The sequence below is a fragment of the Micrococcus sp. iso_239 genome (assembly GCF_056173395.1).
In genome coordinates, this window is record NZ_CM149672.1 from 2,149,262 (window position 1) to 2,167,627 (window position 18,366).

General features: G+C 72.4%; 14 protein-coding genes, 1 tRNA gene and 3 pseudogenes. 6 read left to right on the forward strand and 12 right to left on the reverse strand.

Annotated features, from left to right (window positions below; translation table 11 throughout):
- Nucleotides 1–5: 5 nt before the first annotated feature.
- Nucleotides 6–1,247: a restriction endonuclease subunit S gene (locus AC0VX2_RS09995; RefSeq protein WP_159228085.1), complete on the reverse strand. Its 1,242-nt coding sequence runs from the start codon at nucleotides 1,245–1,247 to the stop codon at nucleotides 6–8.
- A complete protein-coding gene (locus AC0VX2_RS10000) occupies nucleotides 1,244–3,244 on the reverse strand; it encodes a type I restriction-modification system subunit M (RefSeq protein WP_158184005.1) in 2,001 nt (666 codons plus the stop codon). The genes AC0VX2_RS09995 and AC0VX2_RS10000 overlap by 4 nt, the downstream gene beginning before the upstream one ends.
- A 237-nt stretch (nucleotides 3,245–3,481) precedes the next feature.
- On the opposite strand from AC0VX2_RS10000, the gene AC0VX2_RS10005 reads away from it, so the two are divergent.
- Nucleotides 3,482–3,682 carry a hypothetical protein gene (locus AC0VX2_RS10005; protein WP_251393435.1) on the forward strand — a complete coding sequence of 67 codons (201 nt, stop codon included), beginning with the start codon at nucleotides 3,482–3,484 and terminating at the stop codon, nucleotides 3,680–3,682.
- Between the two features lie 32 nt (nucleotides 3,683–3,714).
- Here AC0VX2_RS10005 and AC0VX2_RS10010 read toward each other — a convergent pair whose 3' ends face one another.
- Nucleotides 3,715–4,962 (reverse strand): IS256 family transposase, encoded by a 1,248-nt coding sequence (locus tag AC0VX2_RS10010; RefSeq protein WP_036337348.1) that lies wholly within the window; start codon nucleotides 4,960–4,962, stop codon nucleotides 3,715–3,717.
- A gap of 124 nt (nucleotides 4,963–5,086) precedes the next feature.
- Between AC0VX2_RS10010 and AC0VX2_RS10015 the strand changes: the two are divergent.
- Nucleotides 5,087–5,557, forward strand: a pseudogene (locus AC0VX2_RS10015) (transposase); the annotation flags it as partial.
- Nucleotides 5,558–5,587: 30 nt separating this feature from the next.
- Here the strand turns inward: AC0VX2_RS10015 and AC0VX2_RS10020 are convergent.
- The 5 genes and pseudogenes from AC0VX2_RS10020 to AC0VX2_RS10040 all read right to left on the reverse strand — a co-directional run.
- A pseudogene (locus AC0VX2_RS10020) lies at nucleotides 5,588–6,399 on the reverse strand (IS3 family transposase); the annotation flags it as partial.
- Nucleotides 6,353–6,829, reverse strand: coding sequence for an FAD-dependent oxidoreductase (locus AC0VX2_RS10025; protein WP_475432581.1), 477 nt, complete (start codon nucleotides 6,827–6,829; stop codon nucleotides 6,353–6,355). The pseudogene AC0VX2_RS10020 and the gene AC0VX2_RS10025, both read right to left, overlap by 47 nt.
- 112 nt (nucleotides 6,830–6,941) lie before the next feature.
- Nucleotides 6,942–7,895 carry a WcbI family polysaccharide biosynthesis putative acetyltransferase gene (locus AC0VX2_RS10030; RefSeq protein WP_101965917.1) on the reverse strand — a complete coding sequence of 318 codons (954 nt, stop codon included), beginning with the start codon at nucleotides 7,893–7,895 and terminating at the stop codon, nucleotides 6,942–6,944.
- Nucleotides 7,896–8,078: 183 nt separating this feature from the next.
- Entirely contained in the window at nucleotides 8,079–9,458 is a 1,380-nt protein-coding gene (locus AC0VX2_RS10035; RefSeq protein WP_251393478.1) for a glycosyltransferase, read from the reverse strand.
- Complete coding sequence (locus tag AC0VX2_RS10040; protein WP_136940126.1) at nucleotides 9,455–10,567, reverse strand: glycosyltransferase family protein; 1,113 nt, start codon at nucleotides 10,565–10,567, stop codon at nucleotides 9,455–9,457. The genes AC0VX2_RS10035 and AC0VX2_RS10040 overlap by 4 nt, the downstream gene beginning before the upstream one ends.
- A gap of 165 nt (nucleotides 10,568–10,732) precedes the next feature.
- On the opposite strand from AC0VX2_RS10040, the gene AC0VX2_RS10045 reads away from it, so the two are divergent.
- Nucleotides 10,733–12,727: a glycosyltransferase gene (locus AC0VX2_RS10045; RefSeq protein WP_101965920.1), complete on the forward strand. Its 1,995-nt coding sequence runs from the start codon at nucleotides 10,733–10,735 to the stop codon at nucleotides 12,725–12,727.
- A 28-nt stretch (nucleotides 12,728–12,755) separates the two neighbouring features.
- Here AC0VX2_RS10045 and AC0VX2_RS10050 read toward each other — a convergent pair whose 3' ends face one another.
- The 4 genes from AC0VX2_RS10050 to AC0VX2_RS10065 all read right to left on the reverse strand — a co-directional run bounded on the left by AC0VX2_RS10050 (nucleotide 12,756) and on the right by AC0VX2_RS10065 (nucleotide 15,738).
- Nucleotides 12,756–13,847: a glycosyl transferase gene (locus AC0VX2_RS10050; protein ID WP_101965921.1), complete on the reverse strand. Its 1,092-nt coding sequence runs from the start codon at nucleotides 13,845–13,847 to the stop codon at nucleotides 12,756–12,758.
- Nucleotides 13,847–14,974, reverse strand: a complete 1,128-nt coding sequence (locus tag AC0VX2_RS10055; RefSeq protein ID WP_101965922.1) for a glycosyltransferase — start codon at nucleotides 14,972–14,974, stop codon at nucleotides 13,847–13,849. The genes AC0VX2_RS10050 and AC0VX2_RS10055 overlap by 1 nt, the downstream gene beginning before the upstream one ends.
- A gap of 246 nt (nucleotides 14,975–15,220) precedes the next feature.
- Nucleotides 15,221–15,293, reverse strand: a tRNA-Ala gene (locus AC0VX2_RS10060).
- Between the two features lie 34 nt (nucleotides 15,294–15,327).
- The gene (locus AC0VX2_RS10065) at nucleotides 15,328–15,738 is read right to left on the reverse strand and encodes a VanZ family protein (RefSeq protein WP_101965923.1); all 411 of its coding nucleotides are present in this window, start codon (nucleotides 15,736–15,738) and stop codon (nucleotides 15,328–15,330) included.
- A 351-nt stretch (nucleotides 15,739–16,089) separates the two neighbouring features.
- On the opposite strand from AC0VX2_RS10065, the pseudogene AC0VX2_RS10070 reads away from it, so the two are divergent.
- The 3 genes and pseudogenes from AC0VX2_RS10070 to AC0VX2_RS10080 all read left to right on the forward strand — a co-directional run bounded on the left by AC0VX2_RS10070 (nucleotide 16,090) and on the right by AC0VX2_RS10080 (nucleotide 18,349).
- Nucleotides 16,090–17,629, forward strand: a pseudogene (locus tag AC0VX2_RS10070) (sodium:solute symporter family transporter).
- Nucleotides 17,630–17,662: 33 nt separating this feature from the next.
- Nucleotides 17,663–17,791: a putative transporter small subunit gene (locus tag AC0VX2_RS10075; RefSeq protein WP_210411798.1), complete on the forward strand. Its 129-nt coding sequence runs from the start codon at nucleotides 17,663–17,665 to the stop codon at nucleotides 17,789–17,791.
- A gap of 93 nt (nucleotides 17,792–17,884) precedes the next feature.
- A complete protein-coding gene (locus AC0VX2_RS10080; RefSeq protein WP_101965924.1) occupies nucleotides 17,885–18,349 on the forward strand; it encodes a DUF2871 domain-containing protein in 465 nt (154 codons plus the stop codon).
- Nucleotides 18,350–18,366: the final 17 nt, after the last annotated feature.

The window sequence follows — 18,366 nt, forward strand, 5'->3', positions numbered from 1 at the left end:
GGCGGTCAGTCCTCCGTGGGGATCTCGATCTGGCCGGTGACGGCGGCGGTGATCAGCGCGGCCCGGCGCTCCTGAGCGAGCTCGATGAACCGCTCCGCCTTGGCGATCAGAGCGTCGATCTTGGCGGTCTCACTCTCCCATTGCTCAACAACTTGGGCTTGGCAGCGCGGGTCGGGCACGGCGACAGGCAGACGGGCGGCGACGCTCGTGTTCATGCGTTGCCTCGTTGACCCCTGCGCCAGTTGAAGGACGAGTTCGCGAGTCTGAGGAGCGTTGAGCGCGACCACCATGTAGCGCGAGTCGACACCTGCGTGAAGTCGGAGCCGGAAGCAGTCCGCCTTGTTGATTGCCGGTCCAAGCCCCTCCGGGACCTCTGCTGTTCGGCCAAGGGACACGTTCGAGTCTCCGAGGCCCGCCATGATGAGGTCTCCAGGTGATACCGCGTATCGCTTGAGTTTTTCGCCGTACTCGTGCGAGATGAACGCCTCATCATCAAGCTTGAAAACTCCCGGGCCGATGTTTCCCAGACGGATCACACGAACTCCAGACGCCGCGTAGTGGGCCGAGGTCAGCGCTGACCCGAAGGGGCCGTCCGAAATAGACTGGACGTGGCGTCTCAACGGAAGTGGCCGAACCGTTTTGAGGACACTGTCGTAGAGCCTCCTCCACGAAGCATCACCGCGTTCGCGCAGGCCCTCGATGAGCTGTCGCTGCTTCTCGATCAGGGCGTCGATCGTGGCGGTCTCGCGGTCGAGGTAGTCCGCGATACGCCGTTGCTCCGCTAGCGCAGGCACGAGCCAAGGCGCGCCGGAGAGCTCCTCGCGATTAACCTTCGGCATCTTCACTCGGTCGGCAGCGAGGGCTGCATAGGTAAGGAACGGGTCAGCCAGCATGTAGTACTGGCAGAAGCGAACGTCAGCCTCCTTGGCCGGGACCACTGGGTACATGTCTGCACTGCACAGGCAGTCTTCGGTCGCCACGGCCACCTTGTTGAGCGCAGGCCGGATCTTCGAGTAGATGAGATCGCCCGCACGGACGACGTATTTGCCCGAGTCTGCACCCTGCTCCGCGGCGGTCTCTCTCGCCAGGACACGGCCCGTTCCCGACTCGATGTGGTTAGGAGCTATCAGGACAGTGCCGGACCACACCGGGTCGCGGGGATCGACCAATCCTCCTCGAACCAACATCTCTCGGCCGAATGTGGAGAGCCTCCAACCCGGCGGAGTCGAGTCTGTGTCGAGAATCACCGCTCGACCTCCTGCAGGAGCTCGATGATCTCGGCGGTGAGCTGCTTGAGCTCGGCGTCGATCTCCTCGAGGGGGCGCGGCGGCACGTACGTGTAGAAGAGCCGGGTGAAGGGGATCTCGTAGCCGATCTTCGTCTTGGACTCGTCGATCCAGGCGCCGGGCACGTGCGGGGCCACCTCAGCCTCGAAGTACTCGTGGATGTCCTGGCCGAAGGGCACCAGCTCGGTGTCCCGCAGTGAGGTGTCCGGCTCCGGCTCGCCCTTCGTGTTCTTCACGACCTCCGCCTCGGGGTCGTGCACGCCGATCGCCCCGGTCAGGGCCTTCACCAGTGGAGCGCCGGCGGTCACGCCGTGCTCCTTCAGCGCCTTCTTCAGGTCCAGCACGAAAGTGGGCTGGTGGTCCCAGACCCGGCCACGCAGGGAGGCGAGGGCGGCCCCGAGAGCCGAGCGGCCGTCGTCGGGAAGCTTGTCCGCCGGCTTGGTGGCGAGCGCCGCCGCGATGGTGGCGTCCTCCACCTCGAAGCGCAGCTGCAGCGGGCGCTCCACGGAGATCTCCCGGTAGCCGAAGTCCTGCGCGGTGAGGACCTTGGAGAACTCGGCGTTGGCCTCGGACTGGGCGTCGAAGTCCCGGTAGATGTCCAGCACGCGCTGGCGGTCCGCCTTGGACAGCTCCTTGTTCTTCGAGCCCACGTTGCGGCGCAGCTTGGTGAAGAACGTGCGGGCGTCGATCAGCTGCACCCTGCCGCGGCGCTCTTCCGACTTGTTGTTGTCCAGCACCCACACGTAGGTGGCGATGCCGGTGTTGTAGAACATGTCCGTGGGCAGCGCGACGATTGCATCCACCAGGTCCGACTCCAGCAGCCAGCGGCGGATCTCGGACGGGCCCGAGCCCGCCCCGCCCGTGAACAGCGGGGAGCCGTTGAGGACGATGCCGGCCCGACCTCCACCCTCCGAGACCGGGCGGAGCTTCGAAGCCACGAGCTGGAGGAACAGCATCTGGCCGTCGCTGATGGCGGGGGTGCCACCCGGGAAGCGGTTCGTGGCGCCACCGGCGGCGATCTCCTTCTCCACCGCGGTGCGGGAGGCCTTCCAGTCGCCGCCGTAGGGCGGGTTGGAGAGGACGTAGTCGAAGCGCTCGGTCAGGTGGGCGTCGTTCTTGAGGGTGTCCCCGCGAGCGATGCCGTCCGCGTCCTGGCCCTTGCCGAGCAGCTCGGACTTGCAGATGGCGTAGGACTGGTCGTTGAGCTCCTGTCCGAACAGGCGGACCTCCGCGTTCGGGTTCATGCGGCGCAGGCGCTCGTCCAGCAGGGACAGCATGCCGCCGGTGCCGGCCGTGGGGTCATAGACGGTGCGGACCGGGTAGCCGGTGAGGACGTCGTCGTCGTTGGCGGTGAGCAGGTCCACGAGGAGCTTCACCGCGTCGCGCGGGGTGAAGTGCTCACCGGCGGTCTCGTTGGAGGCGGCCGCGAAGCGGCGGATGAGGTCCTCGAAGAGGGTCCCCATCTCCGCGTTGGAGACGGCATCCGGGGAGAGGTCGATGGAGGCGAACTGCTGCAGGACCAGGAAGAGGCGGTCGTGCTCGTCCAGCTTGGCGACCGTCTTGTCGAACTCGTAGTAGGTGAACAGGTCCGCCACGTTCTGGGAGAAGCCGTCCACGTAGGCCAGCAGGTTCGTGCGGAGCAGGTCCGGCTCCTGCAGGATGCGGTCCAGGGTGAAGGGGCTGAGGTTGTAGAACGTCAGGCCCGTGCGCGACTCCACCAGGTTGTCCAGCATGAAGTCTGGATGGCCCTTGGCCGCCAGTTCAGCGAAGAACTCCCGGTGCGGGGCCATGACCGCCTCCATGCGGCGCAGGATGGTGAGCGGAAGGACGAGGGTGCCGTACTGGTTCGGCTTGAATACGCCCCGGAGCTGATCCGCGATCCCCCACACGAAGTTCGAGAGGTTCTGGGGAGAGCGGTGGGGCGCCGAGGCAGCGCCGCGCGTGGCGGGGGTGGTCATGGGGTCCTTCGAATGGTGGGGGCGGGCCGCTGGACGGGACCCATTCCGACCCCGCAGCGACCCGACAGGGCGACGGATCATACACAACCACACTTGCCTATGCTCTGCGCGCGCGAGTACGCTCGCGTGTGGTAGCTAGGGCTGAGACAGTGCCCCGAGCACCAATTCGAGAGGCCCACGCTTGCGTGGGCCTCTGCGCTTGTCTGCAGTGTCCGCTGTGCCCTGCACAATGGTCAGATGCTGCTGGCGTACATCGACGAGATCGGCGAGCCGGGCGCCTACGTCGGCCCGGACCATCCTCGCTTCCGGACAAGCCCAGCCTTCGGTTATGCCGGATTCGTCATGCCGGAGTCTGCCGCACGAGGCTTTGGAGCGAAGTTCACCGCACTGAAGCGTCAGCTGTTCGCCTCGGAGGTCAAGTCCCTGGAAGTGGTGTAACCGTCTTCGAGGTTGTAGGGGGCTTGTACCTGTCAGGTCTGCAGGGTCGGCATCACCTCCGTGCTCATCACGGTCTCTTGCTCCGTGGTCAGGGGCTCACGGCACCGGGCGAGCAGTTCCAGGCCGAGATACCGGCGGCCTTCGGCCCATTCATCTGTCTGCTCGGCCAGCACGGCCCCGACCAGGCGCACCACGGCATCCCGGTTCGGGAAGATCCCCACCGAGTCCGTGCGGCGCCGGATCTCCCGGTTCAGCCGCTCGGCGGGGTTGTTCGACCAGATCTGGCACCACACGTCCCTCGGGAACGAGGTGAACGCGAGGATGTCCTGTCGAGCGGCGTCTAAGTGGGCGGCCACCGCGGGCAACCTGTCCTGCACGTAGTCCAACAGGCGCTCGAACTGGGCGTGCACGGCCGGCCCGTCGGGCTGGTCATACACGCTGTGCAGCATGGCCTTCACCGCCGGCCACATGCTCTTCGGGGTCACGGCCATCAGATTCGCCGCGTAATGGGTGCGGCAGCGTTGCCACACGGCCCCGGGCAGGTTCGCCGCCACTGCTTCCACGAGGCCGCGATGGGAGTCCGAGGTCACCAGTGCCACCCCGGCCAGCCCCCGGGCCACCAGATCCGCGAAGAACTCGTTCCACCCCGCCCCGGACTCCGTGGTGGCCACCCTCAGCCCGAGGACCTCGCGGCGCCCGTCCGCGTTGACCCCGGTGGCGACCATGGCCACCGCGTTGACCACACGCCCGCCCTCACGCACCTTCATGGTCAGGGCGTCGGCGGCGAGGAACACGAACGGGCCGGCCTCGCCCAGAGGCCGGTGGCGGAAAGCCTCGATGTGCTCGTCCAACTCCTGTGCCATCCGGCTGACCTGGGACTTCGAGAGCGAGTCGATGCCCAGCTGCCGTACGAGCTTGTCCATGCGCCGGGTCGAGACCCCGGCCAGGTAGCAGTCCGCGACCACGGTGATCAGTGCGGACTCGGCCCGTTTGCGGCGCTCGAGCAGCCATTCGGGGAAGTACGTGCCGGCCCGGAGTTTGGGGATGGCCACATCGATCGTGCCGGCGCGGGTGTCCAGGGGTCGGTGGCGGTAGCCGTTGCGCTGCGCTGTCCGATGTTCGGAGGGCTTGCCGTACTCGGCCCCGCAGACCGCGTCAGCGTCGGCGGAGAGCAGTGCGTTGATCACGGTCTGCAGCAGGTGGCGCAACAGATCGGGAGAGGCCTCCCCGAGAGCTTCGCGCAGCAGCCGTTCAGGGTCGACAATATGAGGAGCGGTCATCGTGGTGATGTCCTTTCGAGAGTGCTGTGGAAGGTTCGCTCGAAGGCTCCCACGGTGACCGCGTCCGTCTCGAAGATGGTCGTGGCCACCGGGGAGGGTTACACCACTATCCGGGACTCAACTCAAGAAGGTCGCCGCCGCGCTGAAGCCGATCTACACCGCCCCCAACGAAGAGACCGCGAGGAAGGCGCTGGCCGAGTTCGAGGCCTCCGAGCTCGGCACGAAGTACCCGTCTGCAGCCGCGACCTGGGCGAACTCCTGGGAGCGGTTCATCCCGTTCCTGCAGTTCCCACCCATGCTCCGCAAGGTCATCTACACGACCAACAGCATCGAGTCGCTGAACTTCCAGCTACGGAAGGTGACCAAGAACCGCGGCCACTTCCCCTCGACCGAGGCGGCGGTGAAGCTGCTCTGGCTGGCGATCTGCAACATCGAAGACAAACGCGCCGCCGAACGCGCTCGGGACCGGGGCAAACCCGCCGGCCAGCGCAAAGCCCAGGGCCGGCTCGTCGAAGGTCAGGCCGTCACGAACTGGAAGCAGGCCCTCGCCCAGCTCGCCGCGGCCTACCCCGACCGGATCAACCCCTACCTGTGACCACCCCGCTTACACAGACAAGTTGACACGCCCCCGGGCGGCGACGAGGTCCCCGAGGTGGGCGGTGAGTCGGTCGGCGGCAATCGAGCGCTCCACGAGCCCGCCGATGCACTCCCGGGTGTGTTCGTCGACGATCGAGCAGATCTTGATCGGTCGTCCGTGCTCGTCGGCGTCGAACTGGAAGTCCACCGCCCACACCACGTTCGGCGCGTCCGCCGTCGGCGCGTCGACGGTCGAGGACCCGACGCGCTTGCGTCGACGCCGCTGCGGGACCCGGAGCCCTTCGTCACGCCACAGGCGTTGGATCTTCTTGTGGTTCACCACCCACCCCTCGGCGCGGGCGTCGTGATACGCCCGCCGATACCCGTAGCGGGGATGGTCCTTCGCCCAGGCGCGCAGCCACTCCCTGAGCGCCCGATCCGGGTCCGCGACCGTGTCGCCCTTGAGCGGTCGCCGGTACGCGGAGCGGCTCAGCCCGACCAGACGGCACGCCATCCGTTCGCTCACCCGCAACTTGCCCTTGAGGTGATCGACGGCGGCGCGGCGCCTGTCCGGGCTTAGAAGTTTCCCTCAGCCAGCTCCTTGAGCGCGGCCTTCTCCAGCTCCGCTTCCGCGAGCAGACGCTTCAGGGTCGCGTTCTGCTTCTCCAGCTCCTTCAGGCGCTTTGCGTCGTCGGCCTTGAGGCCGCCGTACTGGTTCCGCCACCGGTAGTACGTCTGCTCGGACACCCCGAGCTCCCGGCACACCGCCGCGACGTCCTGACCATCGGCGAGCATCCTGTCGGCCTGCCCGAGCTTACGGACGACCTGCTCGGGGGTGTGACGCTTCCTGCTGTTCGTCATGATCTGACCAGTCTCCCTGCCCGCGACCGCGGGCAACAGGACGACTCTCATAACGACTGGACCTACGAAACGGGGTCAGCCCACCGTCGATCGCACCCCACCACGGGGTCAGCCCCGGGCAGAGCACGAGGTGGCGGAAGCCCACGGTCAGCCCGGTGCTCGTCACCGCGGTCCGTTCCTCGGCGTCCACGGCCACGACGTGGTCCGGGATCCATTCGACCCCGTCCGGGATGACGGCCCGCATCGGCCGTTCGAACCGGGCCATGTCCGCCTGCCCGCCCGCCGCGTAGTTCAGCATCGGCCGGTAGCGGTGCAGCTGGTGGCCGTCGGCGATGGCGACCCGACCCTGCCGCTTCCGCCGCAGTGCGGCGGCCAAGGACACGCCGGCGTTGCCGCCGCCGACGATCAGGATGTCGTACTGCTCGGTCACGTGGTCCTCCGTGGGGTGACGGGGTCAAAGGAACGGTACGGCCGCCCCCGCAGACGTGCTCCGCGGCAGACGGGACGTGCCGCCCATCCTCCACTGGTGGCCGGGGCCGGCGCTAGCCCGTAAGGCCCAGCAGCCGCAGCTGGTCTGCGTACTTGCGCATCCCGGCCTCCACGGCCTGCGGGTTCTGCGCGTACCAGTCCAGGTGGGTCTGTCGCAGCTGCTCGGCCGGGACGGTCTGTCCGGCCACGGTCCAGTCCTCGGTCGGCTCGGCGTCGAGGTCGAGGGCCTCCACCACGACCGCCTCGAGGGGCGCGCGCACCCCGCCGAGGAGCACGCGGGAGGCGGGCACGGGCTGGACGGCGACGTCGCCCGGCAGGCGCTCGGCCACGCGCTCGGCCACGCGGGTCAGCAGCGTGTTGGTCGGGTGGTTCACGGTGTAGAAGCCGACGCCCCGCTCCGCCGCCACCAGATCCGCCATGGACAGCGTCCCCTTCGCCTCCTCCCGCGCCCGCAGCGCCTGCACGGACGCGGCCGCGGCCTCGCGGATCGCCGCCGGCGCCACCTCCCGGCGACGGCCCGTCGCCGCCTCGGCCAGCACGCGCAGGTCGTGGTATGGCACGACGGGCGGGTCCTCCCCCGGCCGCTCGGCCGCCCCGGGCGCGAACTTCCAGTTGCGGAGGGTGACCTGCCAGGGGAAGCGCGAGACGTCGTACACCACGGGGATCCGCACCACGGCGGCGTCCTTCGGCAGCCGGGCCACGAGCTGGTCCGTGCCGATGGGCATGCCCCGGTAGTCGTGGGGGATCGGCTGGGTGACGAGCGCCTTCACGCGCGGCAGCAGCCGCTCCAGGTGCTCGACCTCGTCCGGCTGGACCTCGAAGGCGGGCGGCACGCGCACGCTCACCAGGTCCGCCCCGTGCAGCGGTGTGCCGGGCTCCCCGCCGAGCAGCCGCCGATACGACTCGCCCTGGCAGTTGCCCCACACCAGCAGCAGGTCGCCCTCGGGCAGGTCCTCGAGCCCGTAGAAGTGCCCGTAGTGCCGGCGTCGTCCCTCATCCCACTGCATCCGTGCGTCCTCTCTCCTCAGCCGTCCACGCGCCGGATCCAGCCGACGCCCGCCGTCCCGAACCACCAGGCCAGGAACGCGGCGAGCGCCGCGAAGTCCAGCTCGTCCAGCTCGCTCATCGGTCCTCCCGTGTTCCGTCCTGTCCGCGATTGTGCCAGCCCCGCCCCGCGGGCACCGGCCCGCTCAGCCCCAGCCGCCCCACCACGCCTCGAGGTCCGGCACGGCGGCCACGGGCGCCCAGCCCAGCCGGGAGGCGGGCACCCGCCACACCCGCGCCGTCCCGCCCCGCCGACGCCGCCACCGCGCCCGCGCGCACGTCAGCACGGCGAGCACGTCGCGCTCGCCCGGCTCGCCCGGCTCGCCCAGCACTTCCACGCGCTCGACGCCGGCCCGTTCCAGGCGCAGCAGCCACGCGGCGACGGCGTCCGCGTCAGGCCGGGCTCCGGCCGCGGCGGGCCGCAGCGGCATGCGCACGTCCACGGACCAGTCGGGCACCGACCGCACGGCCTCGAGGTCGCCGCGCGCCGGCGTCGGCGGCAGGTCCTCGGGCGCCGCCGCGCCGCCGTCGGGCTCGCCCAACAGCCGCACGCGGGGGTCGCCGAGCGCGCGCGCCGCCGCCTCGTCGAGGCCGCCCACGACGCCGACCCGCGCCCCCGGCGCCGCGCGCAGCACGGCGTCCACCGCCACCACGGCCGCCGCCGCGCCGTCCGCGCCCTCCGGCACCCGCACGCGCGCCTCGACCCGCAGCGGGCCGGCCAGGGACAGGCCGTAGCCGCGGGCCGTCGTCGCGGGGATGCGGGTGGCCAGCACGAGCGCCTCGCGGGCCTTCACCCGGGCGGCCTCGGCGGCGTCGCCGCGTCCGCCGAAGTCGGCGCCGGCCTGCCACGCCACCGCGTCCGGCGCGTGGCGCAGCGCTGCCCCCACGCGCCACAGCCGGTACGCCAGCTCCCAGTCCTCCCCGCCGTAGCCCACGAAGGCGGGGTCGAAGCCGCCGCCGTCCTCGTAGACCTCGCGCGCCACCGTGAGCACGGCCGAGATGACGTACCGGTAGCCGGTGGAGTCGGCGCGGCGCAGGTCGTCCGTGGCGCGGTACCCCTCGCGCAGCCAGGCCGGCTCGGCCAGGCGGGCGTCCGCGGGCACCTCGTGCCCGGGCCGCCATCCGTGCGCCCAGGCCCGTTCCAGCCAGGCCTCGGCCAGGTGCCGCCGCCGGCCCACCACCGCGGCGTCCCGGGGCGCCTGCGCCACCGCGGTCAGCGCCGCGGTGAGGTACCCGGGTTCGGGGAGCATGTCCCCGTCGAGGAAGGCGAGCACGTCGCCGTCGGCCGCCTCCGCCCCGAGCGCCCGGGCCGCCGAGGCGCGGAACCCGCGGTCCTGCTGGCGCACGGTCACCACGTCGAACGGCAGGCCCGGGTCCACCCGGGGCGGGACGGGCGAGCCGTCGTCGGCCACCACGAGCTGCAGCCCGCCGGTCAGGCCGCGCTGGGCCGCGAGCGCGGCCGTGAGCCGGTCGAGGTCCGCCTGGGCCCGGTAGTAGGGCACCACCACGGAGACGGCGGCGCTCACGTCCACCTGTGCACGCGGCGGAGCACGTCGAAGAGCATCCGCGCGCAGTCCTCGGCCCCGGGCGAGAGGTCCACGGCGGGGTCGAGCCACGTGCGCTCGGGGTCCTCGACCGCCTCGGCGATCGCCTCGGCCATCGCGAAGGCCGGCGACCCGTTGGGGTGCACGAGCCGCAGGGTGCCCGGGCGCAGGCGCTCCATCTCCTCCGTGTAGCGGCCGGCGGAGGCGATGGCCCGCCGCCCCACCGAGGTCCACGCCGCCAGGGACCCGGACGCGGACACGTTGCGGTGCGCCGCGAACGGGATGCCCGCCGAGAGCAGGGCCGCGTCCGCGAACTCGTCCGGCACGAACCCGGTGACGCGGAACTCCAGGCCGCGCGCCTCGGCGTCGCGGGTCAGCTCCGCCACGAGGTCGTCATGCCCGATGCTGACGGGTCCGAGCGCCGTCAGCCGGCGCGGCGCCCCGGAGTCCGGGCCCCACTGGCGGTGCAGCTCGGTGAGGGCCTCCAGGGCGAGGGCGTGCCCCTTGCCCGGGTAGACGAAGCCGAAGAGCACGAGGTCCCGGTCGAGGCCGGCCATGCTCTCCGGCACCACCGGCTCGGCGCGGGCGGCCGCGGCCCGGCGGTCCTGAACGGGCAGCGGGACCACGTCCGCGGCCACGTCCACCAGGTCCGCCAGCAGCGCCCGCTCGTGCTGCGAGGAGACCACGACGCCGTCCACCGCCTGGGCGAGCCGCGCGTATGCCTCGCCGCGGCGGCGGTAGCGGCCGTCGCCCTCGGCGGGCTGCGGGATGTCGTGCAGGGTGAGCGTGGCGCCCGCGGGCAGGACGTCGACGAGCAGGTCCGCGGCGGCGGTCGCGGTGGGGCCGAACAGTGCGTCCGTGACGTCCAGGTGCACGGCGGCGCCCAGCGCGCGCGCCTCCTCCATCAGGGGCACGAGGCCCCGGAACGCCGCGACGTCCTCCGCCGTGCGCAGCTCCACCTCGGCGCCCACCCGCCGGAGGGCGGCGGCGGTCTGCCGCCCGTGGCGCACCACGCCGTGCTCCGGTGCGCCCACGGTCACGTACAGCACACGTCCCTGCGGCTGCGAGTCCACGTCCACGATCCCCTTCACCTGCGGCGGCGCTCCTCGACGCGGCGGCGCGCCGGAACGGACAGGATGCCGCTGCTCCGTTTCTCCGATCCTGCCCTGACAGACTAGATTTCGCGACCCCCGACCCGGGACGGGGACACGCCGCCCGCGCGGCATCGCATCCCCCAGGTCAGGAGGCCCTCCCCCGTGAGCATCACCGTCCAGCACGTGCCCGCGCAGCACCCGTACACCCGCGCGATCCGCCCCCTCGACCCGGGCGCCGCGCCGGACGTGGAGTTCCTGCCGGACCCGCCGGTGCCGGGCGCGCCCGCGCACCAGTGGTGGCCGCCCCGGGCCCTGCACGCGGAGTGGCTGGCCGAGCACCGCCCGGACGTGCTGCACGTACACTTCGGCTTCGAGCACTTCAGCCCCGCCCAGCTGGCCGCCGCCCTGGACGCGCAGCACGCGCACGGGGGCGCCGTCGTCGTGACCGTGCACGACCTCGAGAACCCGCACCTGACGGACCAGGGCCCCCACCGAGACCGCCTGGCCGTGCTGCTGGGCCGCGCGGACGCCGTGCTCACGCTCACCCCCGGCGCCGCGGCGACCCTCGCCCGCGACTACGGCGTGCGCGCCCTCGTGGTCCCCCACCCGCACATCGTCCCGCTCGAGGACCTCGTGGCGCAGGGCGACGACGACGCCCCCGGCCTGCTGCCCCCCGACGCGTCCGACGACGGCGACGGCGCGCCCGTCCCCGCCCGCCTGCTGGTGCACGCCAAGGACCTGCGGGCCCAGGTGGCCCCGGTGGCGCTGCTGCCGGTGCTCGCCGCCGCCGTCGGGACGCTGGCCGAGCGCGGTGTCGACGCGCGGGTGACCGTGGAGGTCCAGGACACCGTGCAGGACGAGGACGCCCTGGCCGCGCTGCGCGCAGGCTGCGCCCACCACGGCTTCGAGCTGTGGCAGCACGACCGGCTCGACGACCCCGCCCTGCACGCGCTGCTGCGCGACGTGGACGTGTCCGTACTGCCGTACCGCATCGGCACCCACTCGGGCTGGGTGGAGATGTGCCGGGACCTGGGGGTGCCGGTCGCCGTCGCGGACATCGGGCACATCGCGGACCAGTCCGGCGCCTGGTTGACCCCCGACTCGCTCGCCGCGTTCGACCCGGAGGATCCTGACTCCCTCGCCGACGCGCTCGAGACGCTGGTGCGCGCCCGCGCGCGCACGGCCCCCGCCGACCCGGCCGCCCGGGCCCGGCAGCGCCGTCGCGTGGCCGCCGCCCACGTGGCGGTCTACCGCGAGGCCCTCGCCCGGGCGCGCGGGGCGCTGCCGAGCGTGTCCGTGCTGGTCATCACGGGGCATCGGGACGAACACCTGGCCCGCGTGATCGCCGGGCTGGAACGCTCCCACCGCCGCCCGGACCAGGTCGTCGTGGTGTTCATGGGCCAGCCGGACGGCCGCGTCCCGGCCACGGACCTGCCCGTCACCGTGGGGCACGTGGCCGCCGAGGCCGGCCTGCCGCTGGCGCGGGCCCGCAACCGCGCGGCCGAGCTCGCCACCGGCGAGATCCTCGTCTTCCTCGACGTGGACTGCATCCCGGCGGCCGAGACCGTCGGCGTGCTGGCCACCGAGGTCGCGGCCCACCCCGGGTCCGTGGTGATGGGCCGGCCCCGCTACCTGCGGCCGGGCTGGACCCGGGCCGTCGAGGAGGCCGACCTGACCTCGCATCGCGCGGACGCCCTGCTGCGCCGCCTCTCCGTGCCCCACCGGGCGCGCGCGCACCTGACCGCCGGGCCCTCGGACGAGTGGCACCTCGTGTGGACGCTGATCCTGGCGCTGCGGCGCGCGGACCTGGCCCGCATCGGCGGTTTCGACGCGGGCTTCACCGGCTACGGCGCCGAGGACACGGACCTGGCCTTCCGCGCCCGCGGCGCCGGCCTGACGCTGCGGTTCAGCCCCGCCGAGGCGTTCCACCAGCACCACGGCGTGATGACCCCGCCGCTGCACCACCTCGAGGACATCCTGGTCAACGCCCGCCGCTTCCGGCAGGTGCACGGCCGCTGGGCCATGGAGGGGTGGCTGCGCGCGTTCGCGGACGCGGGGCTGATCGCGTGGGACCCCGAGGGCGAGCGGCTCGAGCTGCTGCGTCACCCCACGGAGGCGGAGCTGACGGCCGCCCGCCGCGACGACGCCGCGTACTGAGGGGCGACGCGCCGGGGGCGATCGGGGCTCAGCCCAGGGCGCCCTCGATCGCCGCCTCCCAGCGCCGCCGGTACTCGTCCGGCGCCACGAGCAGCAGGCCCGCGAGCCGATCGGCGGCGGCCGGGTCCGCGAGGGCGCCGCGCACCGCGCCGGCCCAGTCCGCGTCCGGGTCCTCCCACGCGCACCACGGCACGCCCGCGGCCCGGTGGATCTCGCGGACGAACACGCGCTGCTCGTCGAACGGCCGCGGCTCGGGGGCGAGCACCACGGGGCGGCCGGAGCGGGCGGCGTCCACCACGGCGTTGTGCCCGGCCGAGACCACCACGACGTCGGCGTCCGCGGCCCGGCGGGCCGGCGCCTGGACCCAGCCGTGCAGCGTCACGGTGGCGGGCATCGCCTCCGCCGCGAGCCCGCCCGGCGCCTCCGGCTCGCCCACCCCGGCGATCGGGCCGTACACCTCCCACGTCGCCTCCGGCACGGCGGACGCGGCCCGGGCCAGGTCCGCTGCCCGCACCCCGCCGCCGCCCGTCCCGGCGATCACGGCGACGCGCGGGGCGGCGCGGGCCGTCGACGTCGTCGTGGTGCGGGTGCCGAGCCGGCCGGTGACGTCCGCGACCCCGAGGTAGGTGACCCGGTCCGCGTGGGCAGCGCGCCAGGCGGGGACCTCGAGCTCGGCGGCGTAGTGGGCGAAGAGGCCGTCGGCCTCGGCATAGACGAGGGCGTGCGCGGGGTCGGTGCGCTCGCCGTGCATGCGGCGGTGCAGCACGGGCCAGCCCGCCAGGCGCAGGAACAGGGCCGCCTCCACGGACACGTCCACCACGCACACGTCCGGGCCCACCCGCCGCGCCGCCGCGTGGAGGGCGTCGAAGCGCGCCCGGATCTCAGGCCCCGCCGGGGACCAGTGCAGGGGCGAGCGCGCCGGCTGCTCGTGGCCGGGCACGAGGTCCGAGGGCAGCGGGATGACGGGGACGTCCGCAGGCAGCAGTTCGGCCGCCCGAGGGTGGGCGGTCACGACCGTCACGTCGAACGCCCCGGTCGACGCCAGGCCGGCGGCGTGCCGCAGGTGCCCCGCCCCGTGCTGGTGGGCGTAGTAGAGGACCCGCCTGCGGGCCGGGGCCATCAGAGGGACTCCAGGTCTGCCGCGTCGGCGGACGGGCGCGGGACCCCCTGCGGGTCGAACCCGTACGTGTCCTCGCCGGCGGCGAGGTCGCGGGCGTCCTCCGCGGCCTGCTCGAGCAGGTCCACGTAGCCCTCCACCATGGTCTCCGCGCTGAACCGGCAGGCCCACGCACGCACGCGTCCCCGGTCCTTGCGGCGGGCGTGGCGGATCGAGACCGCGAGCTCCTGCGCCGTGTGGTGCACGGCCAGCGCGCCGGCCTGCGGGGCGACGATCTCCCCCATCGCGCCGCTGAGCAGCGCGGCCACCGGCACGCCGAGCGCCATGGCCTCGACCACGGCGAGCCCGAACGGCTCGGCCCACAGGGGGGTGGCCAGGAAGACCTCGCCCGTGGCCAGCATGTGCGGCAGCGTCTGGTGGTCGAGGTGGCCGTGGTAGACGGTGTCCGGGCCGAGCCGCGGCACGACCTCCCGGGCGTGGTATTCCTCGTCCGAGATCGGCCCGGCGAAGTGCAGCTCCATGCCCGCGATCCGGGCGGCGTCGATCGCCACGTGCAGGCCCTTCTCCGCCGTGATCCGGCCCGACCACACGGCGCGGCCGCGCACGGGGACGGCGTCGGAGACCCACTGGTGCAGCTCGATCCCGTTGGGCACCACGTCCACGCGCGGCAGCCGGTGCTGCCAGGCCAGCGCGTTCGACGCGGACACCGAGGCCCACCGGTGGTGGTCGGGAGCCGTCCAGCCCGGGGCGTCGACGACGGCCAGCACCTCCGCCAGCGTGGCCGGCGTGTGCAGGACGGTGACCACGGGGCGGGCGCGCAGCAGCTCGAGCGGCGCCGGGGAGAGGGAGTTGTTCAGGACGGCGTCGGAGTCGTCGTCGAGGATCAGCGCGCAGGCCCGGCGGGCGGCCGCCTCGCGCACGCGGGTGCCCGCGCGGCCCGGGCCGGCGCCCTCGGCGGGCAGCACGGCGACGACGTCGCCCGGCAGCCGGGTGCCCTCCCGCGCGTAGACGGTGACGTCGTGGCCCCGGCGCACGAGGTGCTCCACGGTCATGGCCGTGTGCATCTCCAGCCCGCCCTCGTAGGGCGAACGGATGGGGTGGAGCATGTGGGTGAGCACGCTGATGCGCATCGGCGTCCCCTTCCCGGCCCGGGCCGGGCCGAACGGCCCCGTGCGGGGCGGCAGAAGCGCGACTGACCTGCGGTGAGACGACCGCATCACGTCCGCGCTGACGTACCCCGGCACTGTAGACACCCGGGGGGTCCCCCCGGAAGCGCCGGCCCCCCTCCCGGGGGTGAGGGCAGGGCAGGCGCTCACGCCCCCGTCACGAGAAAGTCCCGGCCCGCGACCTCGAGGATCGCGGACCGGGACGGTCCGTGGAGCTAAGGGGAATTGAACCCCTGACCTTTTCATTGCGAACGAAACGCTCTACCAACTGAGCTATAGCCCCAGGTCGTGCCCTCCCGCGGGAGTGCACCGGACCATCATACGCCCGACGCCCCCGATCCTCCAATTCGGCGACGCCGCGCGGCGACCACGCCGAGCACCACACCCGCCAGATCCGCGACGACATCCACCGGGTCCCCCGTCCGCAGCGGCACCCACGCGTGCTGCACGAGCTCGCTCACCGGCGCGTGCACCGCGAACGGCAGCGCCCACCACGCGCTCCGCCCCCGCCACACGGCGAGGAACGCGGGCAGCGCGAACACGGCCACGTGGATCGCCTTGTCCAGCCCCGGCACGGCGAACCCGGCCTCCGGCACCTGCTCGCCCGGCAGGTACAGCACCACCAGCTGCACCACGACGGCGACGGCCAGCGCCGCCGCCAGGGCGCGGCGCCGTCGTCGGGAAGCGGGGGCGGAGGGGGCGGCCGGGGAGCCGGAGGGAACGGTCATCCGCCCATTCTGTCCGGCTTCCGTGCCGGGCGCTCCTGATCCCGACCCCGCTGAAAAGGCTCTATGTTTTTGCCATTTCTGCGCCGACCATGTGAGGATCAGCCCATCCGGGCGGGCTCGTCCCGCCGGGATGCCGGTGTTGACAGCGCCGCCCAGGGCCGAGGGACCGCGATGGCTTGAGCAGAGAGCTCGCCGTTCGTGGACTCGGGACCCGGCGGGATGCCCTCCACCTCCCCGGCCCCTGGCCGCGACGTGATCGGTACGCCACCCTCCGCCCTGCGGAGCCATGCCCGGACCGGACCGCGCCGGGAGATCGGGACGTCCGTAGTCACTCGCGCGAAAGGAAGTTCGATGCCGCCCTCCCAGGACGCAGCATCCCTGACCCAGCTCGGCGTGATCGGGGTGATCCTGCTCGTCGCGCTGTTCTACGGCGGGACCATGATCATGTCCGTGGCCATCTCCAAGAAGAAGGAGAACGCCGACGCCTACATGACGGCCGGCAATCGGATCGGCTTCGGCGTGTCCGCCGCCTCCATGACGGCCACCTGGATCTGGGCCGCCTCCATGTACGCCTCCGTGACCGCCGGCTACACGTACGGCGTCTCCCGTGCTCGGCTCCGTCATCTCCCTGACCTCCAACTTCATCGCCGGCGGCGCCCTGATCTCCCTGCTGTCCCCGCTGTCCTTCGGCGCGGGCATCCTGATCGTGGCCGCGGGCGTGCTGCTGTACACCCTGTGGTCCGGCTTCCGCGCCTCCGTGCTCACCGACTTCGCCCAGGTGATGGCCATGCTCGGCGCGACCGTCATCATCATCCCCGCCGTGTTCTTCGCCGCCGGCGGCCCGGACATGTTCCAGGCCGGCGTCGAGGCGGGCCACGTCACGGCCCAGCAGCAGAGCTTCTTCTCCTCCGACGCGTTCATGAACCAGGGGGCGCCGTACATCGCCGCCGTGCTGGCCTACGCGATCGGCAACCAGACCATCGCCCAGCGCCTCTTCGCCGTGCGTGAGGACCTCATCAAGCCCACCTTCGTCACGGCCACCCTCGGCTACGGCGGCACCGTGATCGGCGTCGGCATGCTCGGCGTCATGGCGCTCTACCTGGGCGTCGAGCCGCTCGACGGCGACGTCAACAACCTCCTGCCGCAGATGGTCGCCGACCACCTGCCGCTGGCGCTCGTGGCCCTGGCGTTCCTGATGATCATCGGCTCGCTGTCCTCCACCGCCGACTCGGACCTGTCCGCCCTCTCGTCGATCGTGATGACGGACGTCTACGGCCAGTCGGTCGGCCGCAAGAACGCCGACCCGAAGACCATGCTGCTGATCGGCCGCATCACCATGATCGTGGCGACGGCGGCGGCCCTGTACTTCGCCACCGCCAAGTTCGACATCCTTGACCTGCTGGTCTTCGTGGGCGCCCTGTGGGGCTGCCTCGTGTTCCCCGTGATCGCGTCCTTCTACTGGGGCAGGATCACCAACGTCGCGTTCACGGCGTCCGTGCTCGCCGCGCTGGCCGTGTTCCTGCCCGTGCGCTTCGAGTGGATCCCGATCGAGGGAGCCTGGGCGTTCGTGGTGGAGACCCTCGCGATCCTCGGCGTGGGCGTCGTGCTGGGCATCATGTGCTTCGGCTTCTTCGGCCTGCGTCCGGCGGCCGTGGTCGGCGCGATCGCCTCGGTCGTGATGCTGTTCCTCGGCTACGGCTTCCTGCGGGACTACGCCACCCTCACGGGCTCGCTCGTGGCCTACGCCGTGTCCTTCCTCGTGTGCTGGGGGCTGTCCGTCCGCTCCGGCCAGGACTTCGACTTCGACCGGATCGCGCGCGTGACCGGCGACTTCGACCCCGCGACCGAGGACCTGCCGCAGGTCGAGCGCGCCTCGGCCCCCGTGTCCTGATCCCCCGTCCCCCGACTCGCAAGGAGCATCCGCATGACCGTCGGTCTGACCCTGTACGTCCTGATGTGGCCCGTCCTCGTGCTGGCCGTCCTCGTCTCGATCGCCCGCGGCTTCTTCGCCGACTGGGCCGCGGCCCGCCGCGAGGGCCGCTCGATCATCTGAGGCATCCGCCTGGGGCTGACCGGCCACGCCGAGCGGCCCGGATCAACCGTTCGGGCGATGCCCCGGCACGGGTCGCTCCCTAGCGTGGAGGGCATGATGCGCCACTACTACGCCGCCCTGATGTACACCGTCCTCGGCCTCGCCTCGGGCCTGTTCTACCGCGAGTACACCCAGGCCCACGAGTTCACCGGCGCCACCGAGCTCGGCACCGTGCACACGCATCTGCTGGGCCTGGGGCTGACCGTGACCCTGGTGGTCCTCGCCCTCGACGCGGTCTTCGGCCTGACCGGCCGCGGCCCGTTCACCTGGTTCTTCTGGCTCTTCCACCTGGGCGTCCTGGTCACGTCCGTGATGATGGCCGTGCGCGGCGTCCTCACCGTGGACGGCCTGACCCCCGCCGAGACCTCGGCCGTCATCCCGGGCATCGCCGGACTCGGCCACATGCTCGTGACCGCCGGTCTCGCGCTGCTGTTCGTCGCCCTGTACAGCGGTGTGCGCGAGCGGCAGGCCCGCCTCGAGACGGGCCGCGTCGGCGGCGCCGTCGTCGAGGGGGCCTGAGCCGCCCGACCCCTGCC